Source organism: Roseomonas chloroacetimidivorans, from assembly GCF_049629625.1.
In the GTDB taxonomy this organism is placed as follows: domain Bacteria; phylum Pseudomonadota; class Alphaproteobacteria; order Acetobacterales; family Acetobacteraceae; genus Roseomonas; species Roseomonas chloroacetimidivorans.
Window position 1 is genome coordinate 1 of sequence record NZ_JBNBZS010000039.1, and the last position, 17,831, is coordinate 17,831.

A 17,831-nucleotide genomic window follows, 5' to 3' on the forward strand; every position below is an offset into this window, starting at 1 on the left:
GGGATCGGGATCATCCGCGCAGCGCCCCCAGCACGCGCCGCAGTGCGGAGGGGCTCACCGCCTCCGGCACCCGCACCGCCGTGCCGTCCGGCAGCACGATCTCGATCCGCCCCTCGGGCGCCCCGCCCGGATCAAGCGGTGTGCCGGGCACCGACCCAGCAGCGCACTCCGGCCCCGGAGCGGGCAGTTCGGGCACGACGCGCACCGGCACGAAGCTCGGCATCGCCTCCACAAGGCGTCCACGCCGCTGCGCCTCGCGCCACTGCCAGAGCAGGCCGCGGCTGACGTCGTGCCGCCGGGCCACCTCCGTCAACGACGCCCCGCCCTCGATCTCGGCCAGAATCCGGAGCTTATCCTCCGTCCGCCAACGCCGACGCCGCTCGACCCCGCTGATGATCTCCATCCCACCCACCTGCCCTTACCGACACTCTTACGAACGTCAGTAAGATCAGCGGGCACCCAGGCCAGGGAAGGCGGCCGTCGGCGGATGGGTACTTTCACGCCCTGCTGCTCGGCGTGCAGGCCGTGGTGGACCGGGTCCTGCTCGCCCTGGCCGCGGGCTAGCTCCTGGTCAGCCCGGGAAGCCGATCACCGGCGCAGGTGGTGCAGCCCCGTCGCGTCCAGAACGATGACGCCATCGGTCACGCGCGTCGCCACGTAGCGCAGCCGGGCGGAGCCGCGGTCTTTCCGCGCACGCGAGGGGGTGACCGACACCACCTCCACCGCCACGGCAACCTCCTCATCGGGCCGCAGCGCCGCCGGCCAGCGGATTTCCATGGCGGAGCCTGCCAGGCTGATATCTTTTAGCAACGGGCTGGCCATCAGCATGCCGAAGCAGGCCGAAAGGGTGTGTAGTCCCGCCGCCACCACGGTTCCGAAGATGGAATCCTGCGCCGCTTCCTCGTCCAGATGGAAGGGCTGCGGGTCATAGCGGCTGGCGAAGGCGTAGATCTCCTCGCGCGACAGCGAAAGGCGGCCCAACTCGTAGCGGTCGCCGGGGTGCAGCTCGTCGAGGGACCGGAGGCGGGGGATGGTCATGCGGCATCCCTTACCCTCGCGCCTCGCCCTCTTGAAGGCGCGGCCCGGCGGGGCGACATGCCTTCCATGACCCAGGCTTCGCACCGGCCCCCGGTTCTCGACATGACGCCGGAGGGCGATTTCCGTGACGGCCCGCAGCCGCTGAGCGGTGGCGGCTGGCTCGATCGCGCCTTGCTGCGGCTCGGTGGGGTAGCGGTTCTCGCCATGGCCATGGCGGGCGGGCTGGTGCTCGTCGCCGGGGCCGTGCTGCTTCTCGGGCTGCTGATCCCGGTGGTCATCCTGGCCGGGCTGGTCGGCTTCGTCTCGCTCTGGTGGCGCATGCGCCGGGCGGGGCGCGCCGGCATGCCTGCTTTTGTCGTGATGCGCCGCTGAGTCCTGCGGGATTCACGCCGGATCCTTCGCGGCTTTATGAGGTTGGCCGCGATGGACGGCCTTACACGCTTGATCCCGATCCGCCTGGCGCCCTTGAGGCCCTGAACACCCGCGCGCGCCGCTGGTGGGTCGCGGCTGTCCTGCTGAATGCTCTGACCATGGGGGTGGCCGCAGGTGCTGCGATGCTGGTGTCGCGCAGCGTCGCGGCCTGGTTCGGCATCCTACCGATCCTGACCGCGCCAATGCTGCTCGTTTCGCCCATCATGCGGCGCCGGGGGCTGCGATCGCCACGTCGTATTCACCGCAGCCGCCCGGAGGATTTCCCGCCGCCTGAGATGCCTTGAGGCTGGCCTGGCTCAGCGGGGATTCTCGATCCCGTAATTGGTCGGCCGATGCGGCTCATAGGCTGCACCGGGGGAGCGATGCTCCCGGTCGCCCTTGGGACCATGGGCCTGGGCGCGGCTGCCATGCGGCCCGTCATTCCGCTCCTGGCCGACCTGCGCACCGGCATCCGGATCGAGGGAAAGCCGCTGCTGCATCTCAGCTTCCGAGACGCAGGCCTCGTTTGCCTGAGCTGCGGGCATGGAAAGCCGTACCATCCCGCCATCCAGCCCCGCCACGGTGGTCAGCGGAAGATAGCGATGAACGCCCCCCGCAGCCGGGTCGTTCTTCGCTAGCTTTATGAAGTCGCCCTCCACATGGTCCACCATGCCGAATGGCTTCCCGTCGCTGCCGACGACGGGCATGTGGTCCTGGATCTCGCCATTGGCGAGCTTGGCCGCGTTGACCATGCGCTACTCCTTGATTCCCTGTGGACCTGCTGGAATGCCGTGGAGGCTTACTGCCGGCCGGGCGAAGTCCCGTCCGCGCGGGAGGTCTGGCCAGCCTTGCGGTTGTCGGGGGAGGGGTCCTCACCCCGCAGCTTGGCATTTCCGACGATGTCCACCTCGGGACCTCCGGGCTTGCTGTTGCCGCCACCCTTGCTGTTGCCGGCGGCCGGCATCTCGCCGGCCTTCTCCTGGTAGGCGCTCTTCCCTTTATCAGCCATTGCCAAACTCCTGCGCCGGGCTCTTGTTGTTTCGTCCCAACGCGCGGGCGCCCCGGGGTGTTTCGGTAAGGAGGGCCGGTTTCCTCTCCCGAAACATTGGAAGGATGCCGCTTGCCGGGCGTCCCGCCAGATGGAAGCCTCCTCGCGACGGCCATAGAGCCGCGGAGGAACACGCCATGCATCGTCGCAGTCTCGGCCAGGGGGCACTGGCCGCCATCCTCGCCCAGGCCATCGCTCCTGATCTTCTGGCGCAAGATGCGCCCGGTGGGGCGGGCTGGGTGACCAGCTGGGCCGGTTCGGTTCAGGGTCCTTACCCCGTCGGCAACCCATCGGCGCAGCCAGACCAGTCCTTCATCTTCCCCGATCGGGCGGAAGGGGCGCGCGACCAGACGCTGCGGATGGTCTTGCGCCCATCGATCTGGGGACGGCAGGCGCGCCTGCGCTTCTCCAATGCCTTCGGGACGCGCCCCCTGGTGCTGGATGGCGTGCATATCGGGCTGCAGCATGGGGGTGGGGTGATTGTGCCGGGGACCAACCGGCCCGTTCGCTTCGGTGGAGCAGAGGCGGTGACCATCCAGCCGGGCGGTCAGGCTTGGTCCGATCCCGTGGAGCTGCCCTTCGCGGCCGATCCGGATACAGCCCTGCTGATGGGGCGCAAGCTCGCCGTTTCCTTCCACGTCGTCGGACCGAGCGGCCCGATGACATGGCATGCTAAGGCCCTGCAGACCTCCTATGCCACCGCGCCGGGCGCCGGCTCGAAGGGCGCAGAGGAGGGAGAGGGCTCCTTCCCCTTCTCGACAGCGTCCTGGTTCTTCCTGGACGCGCTGGACATGACCGCGCCCGCTGGCACCCCCGTCATTGTCGGCTTTGGCGACTCCATCACGGACGGAACGGCCTCGACCATGAATGGAGATGACCGCTGGCCGGACGTCCTGGCCCGGCGACTGAACGCCACGATGGGCAACCGCGTCTCCGTGGTGAATGCCGGAATCGGCGGCAATCAGGTGGTCGGCCCGGCGGAGTACGGCCCGGACAAGCCGTTCCCTGGCGGTCCCTCCGCTCTCTCGCGGCTGGAGCGGGACGTGATCTCGCTCTCCGGCGTGACGTCCGTGATCTGGCTGGAGGGAACCAACGACTTCAGCCGCAACGGCAATGCGCCGTTCGAGAAGGTGCGGGACGGGATGAAGGAGGGCGTCCGCCGCCTGCGGGAGGGCATCCCAGGGGTGCGCGTGATTGGCGCGACTGTTACCTCAGCCCTCGGCAGCACCAGCGCGGCCCATGGCCATGCCGGGCAGGACGAGAACCGGAAGGCGCTGAACGCCTTTATCCGGGATGGCGGGCTGTTTGACGCCGTGGCGGATTTCGATCGGGTGACCCTCGATCCAGCAACGGGCGGGCTGAAGAGGGAGATGATCCCGGATTCCACCACCGGCGGACCGGGCGACAAGCTGCATCCCAACCGCGCCGGCTATCTCGCGATGGGTTCCGCCGTGGAGCTCGCGGCGGTGCTGCCGGCCCGCCGGTAGGGCAATGTGCCGAAGGGCGCGGGCGCGCCCTTCGGCAGGTCACTCTCAGGCGGCCTTCCGGGCGCCGACATCCGCGCGCTTGTCGAAGCGCGCCACGCGGGAGAGCAGGTAGTCCACCTCCTCCCGCGCCTTGGCCGTCAGCCCAGCCCCCGGACGGCGCTGCGCGTCACTGGCCAGCACGCCGCGGCGCATCAGCACATATTTCCGCACGGCGAGGCCGGTCGGCCCCTGCTGCTGCTCGTAGCGGAGCAGCGGCAGATGGGCGTCGAACAGGTCATGGGCCTGGTCGCGCTTACCCTCAGCCTGAAGGCGCACGAGTTCGGCCAGCATGTCCGGGAAGGCGTAGCCGGTCATGGCGCCATCCGCCCCGCGCTCGCACTCGAAGTCGATGAAAAGCCCACCATTCCCGCAGAGGATGGAGATGTGCTTCATCGAGCCGTCGCGCTCGAAGCCGCGCAGGGCGGAGATCTTCTCCAGCCCGGGCCAGTCCTCGTGCTTCACCATCACGCAGTTCGGGTTGGCCTGCACGATCCGGCGGATCACGCCGGGGGTCATGATGACGCTGAAGGTCTGTGGGAAGTCCTGGACGACGAAGGGCACGTCGGGCCCGATCGCCTCAGCCGCCTGGGCGTAGTAGCCGACGATCTGGTCATCGGTCCGGAGCGTGTTCGGGGGGGCGATCATCACCCCCGCCGCGCCTGCATCCATCACCGCCTTGGTCAGCGAGGTCATGGCCGCGAAGCCCGGGGCGGAGACGCCGACGATCACCGGGATGCCGGCCCGCTTGATCATGCGGGAGGCGAGCGAGACGCTCTCCTCCATGTCCAGCTTCGGGGCCTCGCCCATCACGCCGAGCACGGTGATGCCGGTGCACCCGCTCTCCACGCAAAAATCGGTGTAGCGGTCGTTGGAGGCCTCATCGAGCCGGCCGTCCTCGTGGAAGGCCGTGGGAGCGATGGCATAAACCCCCTTGGCCTGGGTGAGGTCCGTCATCCCTGGTTCTCCTTTTTCCAGGCCTCGTAGCGGGCCTTGTTCTCGGCATTGGGCGGATAGAGGCCAGGGAGCGCGGCGCCGCCCTCGACCTGGGACATGATCCAGGTCTCCTGCCTCTCCTGCTCCACGGCGGCCTCGGTCACGGCTTCCAGCAAGGCCTGCGGGATCAGCACGGCGCCGTCCTGGTCCACCACCACCACGTCACCCGGGAACACGGCGACGCCGCCGCAGCCGATCGGCTGCTCCCAGGCCACGAAGGTCAGGCCGGCGACGGAGGGCGGGGCGGCGGCGCCGTTGCACCAGACCGGAAGGCCGGTGCCGAGCACGCCGGCGATGTCCCGCACCACGCCATCGGTGATCAGGGCGGCCACGCCCTTCTTCGCCATGCGAGCGCAGAGGATGTCCCCGAAGATGCCGGCATCCTGCACGCCCATGGAATCGACCACGGCGATGCAGCCCTCCGGCATCGCCTCAATGGCGGCGCGGGTGGAAATGGGAGAGGACCAGCTCTCCGGGGTGGCCAGGTCCTCGCGGGCCGGGACGAAGCGCAGGGTGAAGGCGCGGCCGACCAGGCGGGGCTGGCCCTCACGGATCGGCTTGGTGCCGCGCATCCAGACGTTGCGCAGCCCCTTCTTGAGCAGCACCGTCGTCAGCGTGGCGGTGGAGACGCCTTCCAGCGCCTTTTTGATTTGGGGATCCAGGTCCAAGGGCGGTCTCCTCCGCGATGTGAGCGGCTGGCTTCCGGCTTCGCGCGGGCGGGAATGCGCGTCAAGCGGGTCGGGCTTTGCTGAGGCGGGGTGAGGCACCATCTAGGGCCACAATGGACCGGGCAGGGTGGATGAAGGGGCTTTTGGGGGCGGCATTCTGGGCCGCCATGGCGGTGATGGCACCGGCCGAGGCGCAGGAGCGCCGCATGTTCCGGGTGGGACCCGGACCACGGATCGTCACGGCACCTTTGGATGGAAGCGGGCTCATCCTGGCCGGCCCGTCCAGAATGACCCTGGCGGACCGGGAGACGATCCGCCGCTGGCTGTGTCCCAATGGCGGTTCGCCGGTGCGCGGCCGCCCCGGGCGGTGCGATGGGCGCGGCTCGCCCCGTGGGATCGCGGGCCGTGGCGGCGCCGATTCCGAAGTGGCGGGCTGGTTCGATGACCTGCCTGCCGCAACCCATCGCCAGTTGGCCTGCCCGGAGGGTACCAAGGCGACCGAGGCGCGTGCCAATCCCGGCGTGGTCCGCTGCCTGCCGGGGTAGGCCAGCCTATTCCCGCAACCGGCTGGGCCTCACGATCTGCGGCGGGCCTTTGAAGACCTGTCGCGCGCCCCAAAGCATCCCGGCCAGGGCCGCGACCCCAAAGCCGACGATCAGCACCCAGACGGATGGCCGGATCTCGAATTCCAGGTCGAAATTGGCTGCGAAGATCATGGCGGCTGGCAGCTTCGTCGCCAGCGCGTACCAGAGATATTCCGCTGCCGCCGCGCCGGTTGCTGCCAGTAGGGCAAGCGGGAAGAGCGGCACCGGGTGGCCCCGCCAGCGCGCCGGCACCAGCCGCCACAGCATCAGCCACAGAAAGAAGCCGGTCATCAGCACCGGCTCGGATACGTTGATCTTTGACTGCATGTAGAAATGCAGGATGCCGAGCGCGGTCAACGGATAGGCAAGCCGGTGCAACGGCTTCCATTCCCGCCCGAGCCGCCGCAGCCAACCATCGGTTGAGGTCCAGCCGAGCACTGCGAGGCCGAGCAGCGCTGTGAAGCCGGTGGAGAGATAGGGCCGCTTCACAATCTCCAGCAGCACATGCCCGAGGCGCAGATGCTGGTCCCCGACATAGAGGGCGAGGTGGACGAGGCCGTAGCCAAGCGCCGCGAGCCCGAGCATCCGCCGGATCTGCATGACGCGGGGCCAGCCAAACACCCAGCGCGCCGGCATGACGGCAAGGCTGATGAGCAGGAACCGGATGCACCAGCTTCCGGTCTGGTGCGTCGCTTCGGTCAGCGGCTCCGGCCCGAGATTGTCGGTGGCCCAGATCCAGCCGAGCCAGAGCAGCGGGGCGAAGCAGCCCAGCAGCGTACCGGCCTTGAACCAGGAGAAGCGGCCGCCGCCATCCAGCCAGGGCCAGGGGCCCGGCTTAGGCGGGGGCGGACCTTCCCGCCGCGTGCGGCGTGGACGGGTCGCAGCTGGAGAGGGGAGGGCTGTGTCGCTCACATCGGGGGAACCACGCCGTCCTTCGCCACGGTAATCCGTGCGGCGGAGAGGGTGCCGTCAGCGCCGGCCGAGGCGATCAGGAAGACCTGCACCCCAGGCTTCAGGTCGTCCATGCTGGCCGGGATCGGCGTGACCACCGGCACGTCAGGCGGCACCAGAACCTTCACCTGCTGCCCGCGCGTGGTGAGGGTAAGGCTGCGCCCATCATTGCCCTGAACCGCTGAATCCACAGTGGCGTTCGTCATGGAGGAGCTCGGCGTCAGGTCCCAGGCATAGTGACCTTCGCCGGTGCCTCGCATGGATTCGGGGAAGACGAGCACCTCCAGCGCGCGCCAGACACCGTCTGGGCCGGGTTCCGCCGCCGTTCCGATGAAGGTGCCGGGGGTGACAGAGGAAAGTTCCACCCGGCGCAGAGCTGAGACACCGATATTGTCGGGCAGGTGCACCGTGACCTTCTGCCCTTCCCGAGTAGTGACGGTGAGGTCGCGGCCCGAAAGACCGTCGATCGTGCCCCGGATGCGGCGAGGAGTTCCCTGGGCCAGGGCCGGCAGCGGACCCGCTAGGGCAATGCCTGTGAAGGCCAGAAGCAAGCGCCTGTTCATCGCGTCACTCCGTTTCGCCCCGCCTCATGCCGGGCCATCTCAATCTGCGATAACGCGGGGGAACGTCAGCCGCACACGACCCCTGCCGCGCGCAAACGTTCCAGCTCCCCAGCGCCCAGCGCGGGGCCGAGGATCTCGTCATTGTGCTCCCCAAGCGTCGGCGCCGGCCGGGCGAGGATGCCGGGCGTGCCGGAGAGGCGCGGGACCTCGCCATGCATGGGTATCCAGCCCATCTCGGCATCGGGCACCTCGATCAGGCTCTCATGCTCCGCAACATAGCGGTCCTGCTCCAGCGCAGGGGCATCCATGATCGGGCCGATGGTCACGCCAGCGGCGTCGAAATGCGCCAGGTTCTCCGCCATGCTCCGCTCGGCAACGAAGGCGCCGATGATCGCGTCGAGTGACTCCCAGTTCCGCAGCCGCGCGGCATTGGTGGCAAAGCGCTCGTCCTGCAGCAGCTCTGGCCGGCCGATCGAGGCGAAGAGCTTCGCCGTCATTCCCTGGGTCGAGGAGGAGAGGCAGACCCAGCCTCCATCCTTCGTGCGATAGGCATTGCGCGGCGCTGTGTTGGTGCTGCGGCTGCCGGTGCGCGGCTTGCGGCGGCCCGTCAGGCGCCAGTTCGCGATCTGCGGTTCCATGACCGCGAAGATCGGATCGAAGAGCGAGACATCGATCACCTGCCCCCGTCCATATTCACCCTCCGCCGCGCGCAGGGCGATCATCGCGGCGGAGGCGCCATAGAGGCCGGCATAGGCATCGCCCATGAACATCGGCGGCAGCACCGGCTCGCGATCCTCGAACCCGTTCACGGCCGCAAAGCCGGAATAGCCCTCCACCAGCGTGCCGAAGCCCGGCTTGTGGCGGTATGGGCCGGTCTGGCCCCATCCGGAGACACGCACAATCACGAGCTTCGGATTCAGCGCCAGCAGCGCCTCAGGGCCGAGCCCCATCGCCTCCATCACGCCGGGGCGGAAGCTTTCCACCAGCATCGATGCCGTACTGGCTAGGCGGCGCACGGCCTCCTGGCCCTCGGGCGACTTCAGGTTCAGGCAGATACTCTTCTTGTTGCGGCACCAGGTCTTCCAGGCCGTGGAAATCCCCTCGACCTTCCAGGCGCGCAGCGTGTCTCCCTCGGGCGGCTCCACCTTCACCACCTCCGCGCCGTGATCGGCCAGCACCTTGGTCAGCAGATTGCCGGCCACGAGGCGCGACAAGTCCACCACGCGAACCCCGTCCAGCGCGCCCCGCGCCGCAGGGTCGAATTCACGGCGGCGTAGCCGGGGCTTGTCTTCGGTCATGCTCATTCGACGCGGATATTGGCCTTGGCCGCCACCTCCCGCCACTGGGCGAGGTCGCGCTGCAGAAAGGCATCGCCCTCCGCAGCGGAACGCGGCGTGGGCTGGGCGCCCTCGCTCTCGAGATAGGTGGCAAGGCGGCCGCCGGAGAGCGCCTCATTCGCCACGGCGTTGATCCGGTCCCGGATCGCGGGCGGAATCCCGCGTCGCGCCAGCATGCCCCACCAGATGCCGGCCTCGTAATCGGGAAAGCCGCTTTCGCGCGGCGTCGGCGCCATGGGGCCGCCGGCCGGGCGATTTTCACCGGTCCAGCCCAGCACTTTCACCCGTCCACTGCTGATCACGCCGCGCGCCGAGGGAATGGTGGTGAAGATGACCTGGATCGTGCCGGCTGCAAGATCCGTCGTGGCGGGACCCATGCCGCGATAGGGCACGTGCTGCATCCGCAGCGGCCCCGCCGCGCCGCCCGCCTTCTGGGCGAAGAGTTCGGCGCCCATCTGGTTGATGCTGCCGGGGCCGGAGCTGCCGTAATCCACCTTGCCCGGATTGGCGCGGGCATAAGCCGCCAGCTCAGCCAGGTTGTTCGGCGGAAAACTCGGCGCGGCGACCACGACCAGCGGTGCCACCGCCGCCATCGCCACCGCCTCGAAATCCGCGGCGGGATCGTAGGGCGTGCGCTGCACCGCCGCGCTGGTGGAAAAAGTGGAGGAGGTGACCATCAGCGTGTAGCCATCAGCCGGGGCGCGCGCGACCTCGGCCGAGCCGATGGTGCTGCCGGCGCCCGGCCGGTTCTCGACGACAAAGGGCTGGCCCAGCCGGGCCTGCAGATGCTCCGCCAGTGGCCGCGCGACGGCGTCGTTGCTGCCGCCGGGCGGGAAGGGGACCACCACCCGGACCGGGCGCGAGGGCCAGGGCTCCTCCGCCCGCGCAAGGGCGGGCAGGGCCAGCGCCGCGGCGCCAAGCGCCCTTCGTGTCAGCATACTCATCGTTTCCTCCAGCCTCAGTCCGCGCCGGGCAGGCCGAGCTTGCGCGCCAGTTCCAGCACCAGTTCCGCGCCCGCCACAAAGGGCGCGTCCACCATGCTTCCATCGACCATGAAGGCCCCCATCCCGGCCGTGATGCGTTCGCGCCCCACCTCCACAACGCGGCGCGCGCGGGCGATCTCGGCGGCGCTCGGCTGGAAGGCCTCATTGGCCAATGCAACCTGGGAGGGGTGGATGCAGCTCTTGCCGGCATACCCCATACGGCGCGCGGCCAGCGCCTCGGCGCGATAGGCCTCGGGCTGGTCCACCTTGGCGAAAGCGCCGTCATAAGCGGGTATGCCGGTCTCGGCGGCGGCCAGGCGGATAGCCATCCGCACATGCGCGAGAACAGCGGGATCTGTCCGATCGATGCCGTAAGGCTCCAACAGGTCAGCATAGCCGATCTGGAGCCCGGTCACGCGTGGATGGGCCGCCGCGATCTCATGCGCGACACGCAGGGCGCGCGGTGTCTCGATATTGCAGAGAATCCCGATCGGCGCCGTCACGCCGTTATCGCGCTCTGCCTTCTCCAGCGTCTCGGCCGCCAGCGCCACCTCTTCCGCATCGCGGATCATGGGGAGGTTGATCATCCGCGTGCCCGGCACCGCGACAGCGGCCATATCCGCCGCGAAATGCGGCGTGCCGATGCCGTTCACCCGGACGACCACAACCTTGCCGCCGTGCTCGCCTGCCCGCAGGAAGCTGGCCAGGGCCTCCCGCGCCGCGTCCTTACGGTTCGGCGCCACGGCGTCCTCGAGATCGAAGGAAAGGGCATCAGCGGCCGAGGCGGCGGCCTTGGCAAAAAGCTCTTCCCGTGACGCCGGGACGAAGAGCTTGCTCCGCATCGGCGGGATAACCGGACGTTCCATGGCGGGAAGGCTAGACGCGCCGCGCCGGCCATGGAACGCCTGCCCCGATCACGAAAGGAGGCTTCCATGCCCGACGTTTCTCCCACCGGCATCACCCTGAACGACGGAAGTGCAGCGCAGCGTCGGGCGGTGCGGGACTGGCTGGCGGGGCTTGACCGCCTCTCACCCGCCATGGCGGAGCAGGTGATCACGGCCTGGGTCAGCGCCTGGACCTCAAGCCCCTATCAGGCGCTTGAGGATATGCCCTACTCGACCCTCGCACCCGAGCACCGGCTGATGGACCATGTGAATCACGTCACCCGCGCGGGGTTGGACCTGGCGGTGCGCGCGGAGGCCGATTGGGGCGTGGCGGTGGAGCCAGACATCCTCTGCGCCATCCTCATGCTGCACGACGTGGACAAGCCGCTAATGTATGTCCGGGAAGGTGGTGTCGTGCGTAACTCGACCCTGTCGCGCGAATTGCCGCATGGCGTGCCCGGGGCGATGCTGCTGCGGGAGATGGGCTTCCCGCACCGGGTGGTGCACACGGTCGCGACCCACGCGCACAACCAGCCCTTCCATGGCAGCAATCCCGAGGCCTGGATCCTGCACTACGCGGATTTCTTCGCGACCGACCGCGCACTGCTCTTGGCGGGCACGCAGCCCTTCTACCAGCGCGGGCACTGAGGCGGCCGGACGGGCCTCGCCTCCTATTCTGCTGCTGGAATCAGCCGCGCCATCCCCACCGCCTCGAAGGCCGACTGGAACCTCGCGAGGTCCTCGGGGCGGCGGAAGAACCAGTGGCGCGCATGGTTGCGTGGTACCCAGCCGGGCTGCAGGCGCAGCACCTCGCGTAGCGCGGACCGGGCCTCCTCCATCCGCCCTGTCTCCACGGCAGCAACAACCAGGGAGTGGTAGCAGGGCGCGTAATCCGGCAGCCGTGCGGCGCAGCGCCGCAGCTCCACCAGGGCTTCGTCCGGCTTTCCCGCGAGCAGCAGGGCGCGGCCGAGCAGTGCATAGCCGGTCGGCGGGCCCATCGGGTCGAAGGACAGCGCGAAGCGCATCGCCTCCACCGCCTCCTCCGCATGGCCCGCATGGGCCAGCACCTCGCCCGAGGTGATGCGGCTGGCAAAGAAGGCCGTCTTGCCCGTGCGGAAGGCCGAGCGGGCCATTTCCACCGCCTCGTCCCAGCGGCGGTGCAGCATCAGGGCGAAAGCGAGGCGCGAGACACAGAGCGGCGAGTCCGGTGCCAGTTGGACGGCCTGCTGCGCCATGCGCAGCATGGGTTGCCAGGCCTCCTCCGCTGTCAGCGGGCCCCAGCCAGAGGTTATCGCGCGCTGCACCGTGTAGGACTGCCAGGCATAGGGCAGGGCGTAATCCGGATCGGCCGCCATCGCGGCGGCGAAGAGATCATAGGCGAGCAGCGTATCGGCCGCCGTGCTGCGCTGATGATGCTCCTTGCCCAGCAACAGCAGGTCCCGGACATTGCGTTCCGCGGGCGCCCGGCGGCGGGCGCGGAGCAGGTTCTGCCAAGCGAGCTGGCGTGCCAGAAGGGCGGCGAGGTTCCACACGGCCTCAGCGGGCAGCGCGGGCGAGATGTCGCGGAGCGGCTCGATCCGGTCGGCCCAGAGTGTCGCGCCGCCCGCTGTCTCCAACCTCGCCGTGACACGCCAATGCGTGCCCTGCGCGTTGATCTCGCCGAGGAGGCGGTAGCCATGCGCTGCCTCGACCTCCGCATCGGATACGACCAGCACATCCTCGCAGCGCGCGAAGGCGGCGATCAGGTCGGTGGTGAGCGTGGCGGCGGCGCGGCCGGAGAGGGGGTCGCTGTCATGGCTTTCAAAGGGCCGCACGGCCACGACATCGCGCCGGTCCGTCTCGCGATCCCCCGTGGCCGGCATCATCGCCGGGGTCGGCGGCGGCGCGTGCAGCGGAGCTTCGCGCCGCACCTCGGCCACCAGCACATAGCCACGCCGCGGCAGGGTCCGCAGGATGCTGGCCGCGCGATCCCCAAAGGCACGGCGCAGGTCGCTGACACATTGCGTCAGGCTGTCATCGGTAACCGCGACATCGGGCCAGAGCGCGCGCAGCAGCTCCTCCCGCCGCAGCAGCCGGCCGGGATTCATGACGAGATGGCAGAGGAGGGAAAAGGCCTTCGGCCGCAGCACCAGCTCTGTGCCGCCGGGCCCGCGCAGCGTGCCGCGTGCAATATCCAGCCTGAATTCATCGAAGCGGTATGCCGGCTCTTCCTTTCCAGGCCCCATCACTCTGATCCCCTCTTCGACCCTCGCCGGATACTCCGAACGAGTTCCGAACATTTCCGGACGTTCAGATACCATAGATTATCACCGGATCCGCAACGGTTTCCGGGTGTGCCAGCCCGGGCCCGACATTCCCACACGCAGACCGCCATTCGCCGAGGCCGTGGATCCAACGCCGAATGCCTGCCCCTTCACGGCCTGGGCAGCCCGTGCGAAAGCCGTCCCATGCGCATCCACATCCAGAATCCGGCCAATGACCCGCATTTCGCGGTGACCGAGGCGCAGTGGCAGGCGGCCATCGACCGCAATCCGGACATGGCTGGATTGCAGGCAAGTTTCGCGAAGGATGACGCCGGCTTCGCGGCCGCCCTGCCGGAGGCGGAGGTGCTGCTGGCCTGGGCGCGGACGCTGCGGCAGCGCTTTCCTGTCGGCGCGCTGCCCGGCGCGGCGCCGAAGCTCAAGGTGATCGCCTGCACCTCGGCCGGGGTGGATGGTGCGGCGCCCTTCGACTGGCTGCCGGATTCCATCGCTTTCCTGAACAACCGTGGCACCCATTCGGACAAGGCCGGCGAGTTCGGGATCATGGCGATCCTGATGCTGCAAACCCGCATGCCCGCCTTTGCCGAGCAGCAGCGGCGTGGCGAGTGGAAGCCGATCCATGCCACCACGCTGGAGGGCGCGCGCGTCGTCATCATCGGCATGGGCTCGCTCGGCGGCGGCGTGGCGCGGCGTGCCAAGCAGTTCGGCATGCATGTCATCGGCGTGCGGAACGGGACGGACCCGCACCCGGATTGTGACGAGACCTACCCGACCGATGCACTGGAAGCCGTACTGCCGAAGGCGGATTTCCTGGTCCTGGCCTGCCCGCTGACGGAGCGCACCCGCAACCTGCTTTCGCGCGACCGGATCGCGCTCCTGCCCAAGGGGGCGCGGCTGGTGAACATCGCGCGTGGCCCGGTCTGGGATCAGGACGCCGTCTGCGACGCTCTCGAGGCTGGCCACCTCGAGGGCTGCGTGACCGATGTGGCCGTGCCGGAGCCGCTGCCCGCTGATCACCGTCTCTGGCGCACCCCGGGGATGGTCGTGACGCCGCACATCTCGGCCGATGACCGGGCGCGCTACAACGACCGCACGCTGGACATCCTTTTCGAGAATCTCCGCGCCCTCCGCGAGAACCGCTCGCTGCCGAACCGGGTCGACCCGGCCAAGGGCTACTAGGCCGCGGCGCCACCCGTATCCAAAAGCCCTGGGGAAGGCGGCACCGGCCTGCCGTCCCTTCGCACCGGAGCAGGGTCGCAGGAAATTTCGTGCCGCACAGGATGGAGATGGCAGCCGGCTCAACTGGCGGCGCCGGGCGCGCGTTCTTCCAGCCATGCGAATTCACGCCATCGAATGCGGTTCCATGCGTCCCTTCGGCGGGCGTCTCTGGGATGGGGAGACGCCGGGCCTTGGCCCGGCTCACCTAGCCTGCCGATGCCTTCTGGCCGAGACGGAAGCCGGGCTCGTGCTGGTCGATACGGGATTCGGCCTGGACGACGTGGCCCGCCCGGTGCCGCGCCTCAGCCGGGCCTTCTATATCGCTGACCGGGTGCATCTGGAAGCGGACGAGACCGCCGTCTCGCGGTTGCGGCGTCTGGGCTTCGACCCGCGCGATGTCCGCCACATCGTCATGACGCATCTGGACTTCGACCATGCCGGCGGCCTGACCGACTTCCCGGAGGCCCAGGTCCATGTCCATGCGCGGGAGGTCGCGGCATCGCGGCGCCGCGATACGCCCATCGCGCGCGGCCGCTACCGGCCTGGCCAGCTCGCCCATCCCCTGCTGGAATATGGGGCCGAGGGCGAGCCCTGGTTTGGCCTGCCGACGGTACGGGGCCTTCAGGGGCTGCCGCTCTCCATCTTCCTTGTTCCACTTCCGGGCCATACGGCGGGCCATTGCGGCGTGGCGCTGGACACGGGTGATGGTTGGGTGCTGCACGCCGGCGACACGATCTTCATGCATTCGGAGCTCGAACAGCCGCTCCGGATGCCGCCGCTCGTGTCAGCCTACGCCAATGTCATGCAGGTCGATCGCGAGGCTCGGCTTCGGAGCCGGCGCCTGCTGCAGGCGCTGGCCCGCGACCACGCCGAGGAGGTGACGATCCTCTGCACCCATGACCCGTCACTGCCGCCGGGGGCGGAGCGCCGGGTCCTGGCCTGAGGCCGGGGAGCGGCGATCAGCCCTGCTGGAGCGCCGCGACGCCCGGCAGGGTCTTGCCCTCCAGCCATTCCAGGAAGGCGCCGCCGGCACTGGAGACATAGGTCATGCGCTCCGCCACGCCGGCATGGCGCAGGGCCGACACCGTGTCGCCACCACCGCCAATGGACTTCAGCCCGGCGGACTGGGTCAGCCCCGCCACGCTCTCGGCCACCGCCACCGTCGCCGCGTCGAAGGGCGGGATCTCGAAGGCGCCGAGCGGTCCGTTCCAGACAAGGGTGGAAGCCTTGCGCAGCCGGTCCTCGATCGCGGCGATCGTCTCCGGCCCGACATCCAACGCCATCATGTCGGAGGGCACAGAATCCACCGCCACGGTGCGGGTGGCCGGATTCTCCTTGAACTCGGTGGCCACAACGAGGTCCCGCGGCAGCAGGATCTCGCAATTGCCGGTCTTCGCATCATTGAGGATCTGCATGGCCGTCTCGTGCATCTCCGCTTCCTGCAGAGACCTGCCCATGGCGTAGCCCTGGGCGGCGAGGAAGGTGTTGGCCATGGCGCCGCCGATGACCAGCACGTCAACCTTCTTGGAAAGGTTGCCCAGCAGGTCGAGCTTGGTGGAGATCTTCGCGCCGCCGACGATGGCTACCACGGGGCGGGAAGGGCTGCCCAGCGCCGCCTCGAGCGCCTCAAGCTCCGCCTGCATCAGCCGGCCGGCATAGGAAGGCAGCAGCTTCGCGACACCCTCGGTGGAGGCATGGGCGCGGTGGGCGGCGGAAAAGGCATCGTTCACATAGGCGTCGCCCAGCTTCGCCAACTCGGCCGAAAGCGCCGGGTCGTTCTTCTCCTCGCCGGCGTGGTAGCGCGTGTTCTCCAGCAGCAGCACGTCGCCGTCCTGCAGCTTCGCCACAGCGGCCTCCGCCTCCGGGCCGATGCAGTCATCGGCGAAAGCCACGGGCTTACCGAGGACGGAGGACAGCGCCTCCACCAGCGGCTTCAGCGACATCTCGGGGACGCGCTTGCCCTTCGGGCGGTCGAAGTGGGAGAGGATCACCACCTTCGCGCCCTTTTCCGACAGCTCCTTGATGGTTGGGGAGAGCCGCTCGATCCGGGTGCGGTCGGTGATGGCTCCGTCCCGGACCGGGACGTTCAGATCGGCGCGCACCAGCACGCGCTTCCCGCGGGCGTCGAGGTCGTCGAGGGTACGGAAGGAAGCCATCGGCGTTGTCCTGGGAATAGGGCAGAAATGGGCGGGGGCGCCGAAGCGCCCCCGTTCAGTCTCAGAGCGAGCCGAGCAGGGCCGCGGTGTCGCTCATGCGGTTCGAGAAGCCCCACTCATTGTCGTACCAGGACATCACGCGCACCAGCCCGCCATCGACCACCTGCGTCTGCGTCGCGTCGAAGGTGGAGGAGTGCGGATCGTGGTTGAAGTCGATGGAGACCAGCGGCGCGGTGTTGTAGCCGAGGATGCCCTTCAGCTCGGGCGACTCCGAGGCCTCCTTCATCGCGGCGTTGATCGCCTCCTTGGTCAGGCCCTCGGTCTTCGCAGGCACGAAGTCGAGCGAGACGAGGGAGACATTCGGGGTGGGAATGCGGATGGCGGTGCCGTCCAGCTTGCCCTTCAGTTCCGGCAGCACGAGGCCGACCGCCTTCGCGGCACCCGTGGAGGTCGGGATGGCGGAGACGGCGGCGGCGCGGGCGCGGTGCAGGTCTTTGTGCAGCGTGTCCACGGTGTTCTGGTCACCCGTATAGGCGTGGATGGTCACCATGTAGCCGCGCAGGATGCCGAACTTCTCATGCAGCACCTTGGCGATGGGCGCCAGGCAGTTGGTCGTGCAGGAGGCGTTCGAGACGATCTGGTGCGACGGCTTCAGGATCTTGTGGTTCACGCCATAGACGATGGTCGCCTGGGCGGAATCATCGGCATGCGCCTCGGCCCAGGTGACGGGGGCGGAGACCAGCACCTTGCGCGGGCCGGACTGCAGCAGCAGCGCCGCCTTGTCGGAACTGGTGAAGATGCCCGTGCACTCCGCCGCCACGTCCACACCCTGCCAGGGGAGCTTGGTCGGGTCGCGCTCGGCCGTCACCTTGATCGGCTTATAGGTGCGGCCGGCGGCCGAGATCACCATCGTGTCGCCCTCGACGCGCACCTCACCGGGGAAGCGGCCATGCACGCTGTCGTAGCGGAAGAGATGCGCATTCGCCTCGACCGAGCCGAGGTCGTTGATGTGGGTGAACTCGACGTCGTCGCGCCCGCTCTCCAGAGCTGCGCGGAGAACCAGTCGGCCGATGCGCCCGAAGCCGTTGATCGCTACCTTGACCGCCATATCCGTCCCTTTCCTAGGCGTGTACGCCGATTCCTATGCGTGCAAGCCGAATAGCCGAAATATGCGTCCGGACGAAGGGGCCGGGGGCGTGAGCGCCGGTGA

At 68.9% G+C, this 17,831-nt stretch carries 21 protein-coding genes; 7 read left to right on the plus strand and 14 right to left on the minus strand.

The window, feature by feature from the left end; all coding sequences use genetic code 11:
* Positions 1-10: 10 nt before the first annotated feature.
* Entirely contained in the window at positions 11-403 is a 393-nt protein-coding gene (tnpA, locus tag ACO1BU_RS23400) for an IS66-like element accessory protein TnpA (RefSeq protein ID WP_424138381.1), read from the minus strand.
* A 185-nt stretch (positions 404-588) separates the two neighbouring features.
* Positions 589-1,038, minus strand: a complete 450-nt coding sequence (locus ACO1BU_RS23405) for a MaoC/PaaZ C-terminal domain-containing protein (protein ID WP_424138382.1) — start codon at positions 1,036-1,038, stop codon at positions 589-591.
* 66 nt (positions 1,039-1,104) lie between these two features.
* Between ACO1BU_RS23405 and ACO1BU_RS23410 the strand changes: the two genes are divergently transcribed.
* Positions 1,105-1,410, plus strand: coding sequence for a hypothetical protein (locus ACO1BU_RS23410; RefSeq protein WP_424138383.1), 306 nt, complete (start codon positions 1,105-1,107; stop codon positions 1,408-1,410).
* On the plus strand, positions 1,350-1,754 hold the full coding sequence (locus tag ACO1BU_RS23415; protein ID WP_424138384.1) for a hypothetical protein: 405 nt from the start codon (positions 1,350-1,352) through the stop codon (positions 1,752-1,754). The genes ACO1BU_RS23410 and ACO1BU_RS23415 overlap by 61 nt, the downstream gene beginning before the upstream one ends.
* Before the next feature lie 12 nt (positions 1,755-1,766).
* Here ACO1BU_RS23415 and ACO1BU_RS23420 read toward each other — a convergent pair whose 3' ends face one another.
* Both ACO1BU_RS23420 and ACO1BU_RS23425 read right to left on the minus strand, forming a co-directional pair.
* Positions 1,767-2,201 carry a DUF2171 domain-containing protein gene (locus ACO1BU_RS23420; protein WP_424138385.1) on the minus strand — a complete coding sequence of 145 codons (435 nt, stop codon included), beginning with the start codon at positions 2,199-2,201 and terminating at the stop codon, positions 1,767-1,769.
* A gap of 47 nt (positions 2,202-2,248) precedes the next feature.
* Positions 2,249-2,458, minus strand: coding sequence for a hypothetical protein (locus ACO1BU_RS23425; RefSeq protein ID WP_424138386.1), 210 nt, complete (start codon positions 2,456-2,458; stop codon positions 2,249-2,251).
* Positions 2,459-2,634: 176 nt separating this feature from the next.
* Between ACO1BU_RS23425 and ACO1BU_RS23430 the strand changes: the two genes are divergently transcribed.
* Entirely contained in the window at positions 2,635-3,984 is a 1,350-nt protein-coding gene (locus ACO1BU_RS23430) for a GDSL-type esterase/lipase family protein (RefSeq protein ID WP_424138387.1), read from the plus strand.
* A 45-nt stretch (positions 3,985-4,029) separates the two neighbouring features.
* Here ACO1BU_RS23430 and ACO1BU_RS23435 read toward each other — a convergent pair whose 3' ends face one another.
* Together ACO1BU_RS23435 and ACO1BU_RS23440 are read right to left on the minus strand one after the other, a co-directional pair.
* Positions 4,030-4,977: a dihydrodipicolinate synthase family protein gene (locus ACO1BU_RS23435; protein ID WP_424138388.1), complete on the minus strand. Its 948-nt coding sequence runs from the start codon at positions 4,975-4,977 to the stop codon at positions 4,030-4,032.
* Positions 4,974-5,684 (minus strand): ribonuclease activity regulator RraA, encoded by a 711-nt coding sequence (locus ACO1BU_RS23440; protein ID WP_424138389.1) that lies wholly within the window; start codon positions 5,682-5,684, stop codon positions 4,974-4,976. The genes ACO1BU_RS23435 and ACO1BU_RS23440 overlap by 4 nt, the downstream gene beginning before the upstream one ends.
* Positions 5,685-5,815: 131 nt before the next feature.
* On the opposite strand from ACO1BU_RS23440, the gene ACO1BU_RS23445 reads away from it, so the two are divergent.
* Positions 5,816-6,229 carry a hypothetical protein gene (locus ACO1BU_RS23445; RefSeq protein WP_424138390.1) on the plus strand — a complete coding sequence of 138 codons (414 nt, stop codon included), beginning with the start codon at positions 5,816-5,818 and terminating at the stop codon, positions 6,227-6,229.
* A gap of 6 nt (positions 6,230-6,235) precedes the next feature.
* Here the strand turns inward: ACO1BU_RS23445 and ACO1BU_RS23450 are convergent, their stop codons facing one another.
* The 5 genes from ACO1BU_RS23450 to ACO1BU_RS23470 all read right to left on the minus strand — a co-directional run bounded on the left by ACO1BU_RS23450 (position 6,236) and on the right by ACO1BU_RS23470 (position 10,968).
* Positions 6,236-7,180 carry a protein-methionine-sulfoxide reductase heme-binding subunit MsrQ gene (locus tag ACO1BU_RS23450; RefSeq protein WP_424138391.1) on the minus strand — a complete coding sequence of 315 codons (945 nt, stop codon included), beginning with the start codon at positions 7,178-7,180 and terminating at the stop codon, positions 6,236-6,238.
* Positions 7,177-7,782, minus strand: a complete 606-nt coding sequence (locus ACO1BU_RS23455; protein WP_424138392.1) for a hypothetical protein — start codon at positions 7,780-7,782, stop codon at positions 7,177-7,179. Before ACO1BU_RS23455 ends, ACO1BU_RS23450 begins: the two co-directional genes overlap by 4 nt.
* Positions 7,783-7,847: 65 nt before the next feature.
* On the minus strand, positions 7,848-9,080 hold the full coding sequence (locus ACO1BU_RS23460) for a CaiB/BaiF CoA transferase family protein (protein WP_424138393.1): 1,233 nt from the start codon (positions 9,078-9,080) through the stop codon (positions 7,848-7,850).
* Between the two features lie 2 nt (positions 9,081-9,082).
* Complete coding sequence (locus ACO1BU_RS23465; protein WP_424138394.1) at positions 9,083-10,057, minus strand: Bug family tripartite tricarboxylate transporter substrate binding protein; 975 nt, start codon at positions 10,055-10,057, stop codon at positions 9,083-9,085.
* Positions 10,058-10,077: 20 nt separating this feature from the next.
* Positions 10,078-10,968, minus strand: a complete 891-nt coding sequence (locus ACO1BU_RS23470; RefSeq protein WP_424138395.1) for an HpcH/HpaI aldolase/citrate lyase family protein — start codon at positions 10,966-10,968, stop codon at positions 10,078-10,080.
* A 66-nt stretch (positions 10,969-11,034) separates the two neighbouring features.
* Here ACO1BU_RS23470 and ACO1BU_RS23475 point away from each other — a divergent pair, with 66 nt between their 5' ends.
* Positions 11,035-11,634, plus strand: a complete 600-nt coding sequence (locus ACO1BU_RS23475) for an HD domain-containing protein (protein ID WP_424138396.1) — start codon at positions 11,035-11,037, stop codon at positions 11,632-11,634.
* Positions 11,635-11,657: 23 nt separating this feature from the next.
* Here the strand turns inward: ACO1BU_RS23475 and ACO1BU_RS23480 are convergent, their stop codons facing one another.
* Positions 11,658-13,211, minus strand: coding sequence for a winged helix-turn-helix domain-containing protein (locus tag ACO1BU_RS23480; protein ID WP_424138397.1), 1,554 nt, complete (start codon positions 13,209-13,211; stop codon positions 11,658-11,660).
* Between the two features lie 222 nt (positions 13,212-13,433).
* Between ACO1BU_RS23480 and ACO1BU_RS23485 the strand changes: the two genes are divergently transcribed.
* Positions 13,434-14,426 (plus strand): D-2-hydroxyacid dehydrogenase, encoded by a 993-nt coding sequence (locus ACO1BU_RS23485; protein ID WP_424138398.1) that lies wholly within the window; start codon positions 13,434-13,436, stop codon positions 14,424-14,426.
* 154 nt (positions 14,427-14,580) lie between these two features.
* A complete protein-coding gene (locus ACO1BU_RS23490; protein WP_424138399.1) occupies positions 14,581-15,408 on the plus strand; it encodes an MBL fold metallo-hydrolase in 828 nt (275 codons plus the stop codon).
* Between the two features lie 16 nt (positions 15,409-15,424).
* Here ACO1BU_RS23490 and ACO1BU_RS23495 read toward each other — a convergent pair whose 3' ends face one another.
* Both ACO1BU_RS23495 and gap read right to left on the minus strand, forming a co-directional pair.
* Positions 15,425-16,621: a phosphoglycerate kinase gene (locus ACO1BU_RS23495; RefSeq protein WP_424138400.1), complete on the minus strand. Its 1,197-nt coding sequence runs from the start codon at positions 16,619-16,621 to the stop codon at positions 15,425-15,427.
* 61 nt (positions 16,622-16,682) lie between these two features.
* Complete coding sequence (gap, locus tag ACO1BU_RS23500) at positions 16,683-17,729, minus strand: type I glyceraldehyde-3-phosphate dehydrogenase (protein WP_424138401.1); 1,047 nt, start codon at positions 17,727-17,729, stop codon at positions 16,683-16,685.
* Between the last annotated feature and the right edge of the window lie 102 nt (positions 17,730-17,831).

Excerpts from the sequence above, each read along its gene's own strand:
- ACO1BU_RS23405 (WP_424138382.1), bottom strand. The coding sequence starts at position 1,038 with ATGACCATCCCCCGCCTCCGGTCCCTCGACGAGCTGCACCCCGGCGAC.
- ACO1BU_RS23455 (WP_424138392.1), bottom strand. The coding sequence starts at position 7,782 with ATGAACAGGCGCTTGCTTCTGGCCTTCACAGGCATTGCCCTAGCGGGT.
- ACO1BU_RS23480 (WP_424138397.1), bottom strand. The coding sequence starts at position 13,211 with ATGGGGCCTGGAAAGGAAGAGCCGGCATACCGCTTCGATGAATTCAGG.
- ACO1BU_RS23495 (WP_424138400.1), bottom strand. The coding sequence starts at position 16,621 with ATGGCTTCCTTCCGTACCCTCGACGACCTCGACGCCCGCGGGAAGCGC.
- ACO1BU_RS23460 (WP_424138393.1), bottom strand. The coding sequence starts at position 9,080 with ATGACCGAAGACAAGCCCCGGCTACGCCGCCGTGAATTCGACCCTGCG.
- ACO1BU_RS23420 (WP_424138385.1), bottom strand. The coding sequence starts at position 2,201 with ATGGTCAACGCGGCCAAGCTCGCCAATGGCGAGATCCAGGACCACATG.
- ACO1BU_RS23475 (WP_424138396.1), top strand. The coding sequence starts at position 11,035 with ATGCCCGACGTTTCTCCCACCGGCATCACCCTGAACGACGGAAGTGCA.
- ACO1BU_RS23465 (WP_424138394.1), bottom strand. The coding sequence starts at position 10,057 with ATGCTGACACGAAGGGCGCTTGGCGCCGCGGCGCTGGCCCTGCCCGCC.
- ACO1BU_RS23445 (WP_424138390.1), top strand. The coding sequence starts at position 5,816 with ATGAAGGGGCTTTTGGGGGCGGCATTCTGGGCCGCCATGGCGGTGATG.
- ACO1BU_RS23425 (WP_424138386.1), bottom strand. The coding sequence starts at position 2,458 with ATGGCTGATAAAGGGAAGAGCGCCTACCAGGAGAAGGCCGGCGAGATG.
- ACO1BU_RS23490 (WP_424138399.1), top strand. The coding sequence starts at position 14,581 with ATGCGAATTCACGCCATCGAATGCGGTTCCATGCGTCCCTTCGGCGGG.
- ACO1BU_RS23470 (WP_424138395.1), bottom strand. The coding sequence starts at position 10,968 with ATGGAACGTCCGGTTATCCCGCCGATGCGGAGCAAGCTCTTCGTCCCG.
- ACO1BU_RS23435 (WP_424138388.1), bottom strand. The coding sequence starts at position 4,977 with ATGACGGACCTCACCCAGGCCAAGGGGGTTTATGCCATCGCTCCCACG.
- ACO1BU_RS23430 (WP_424138387.1), top strand. The coding sequence starts at position 2,635 with ATGCATCGTCGCAGTCTCGGCCAGGGGGCACTGGCCGCCATCCTCGCC.
- ACO1BU_RS23485 (WP_424138398.1), top strand. The coding sequence starts at position 13,434 with ATGCGCATCCACATCCAGAATCCGGCCAATGACCCGCATTTCGCGGTG.
- gap (WP_424138401.1), bottom strand. The coding sequence starts at position 17,729 with ATGGCGGTCAAGGTAGCGATCAACGGCTTCGGGCGCATCGGCCGACTG.
- ACO1BU_RS23410 (WP_424138383.1), top strand. The coding sequence starts at position 1,105 with ATGACCCAGGCTTCGCACCGGCCCCCGGTTCTCGACATGACGCCGGAG.
- tnpA (WP_424138381.1), bottom strand. The coding sequence starts at position 403 with ATGGAGATCATCAGCGGGGTCGAGCGGCGTCGGCGTTGGCGGACGGAG.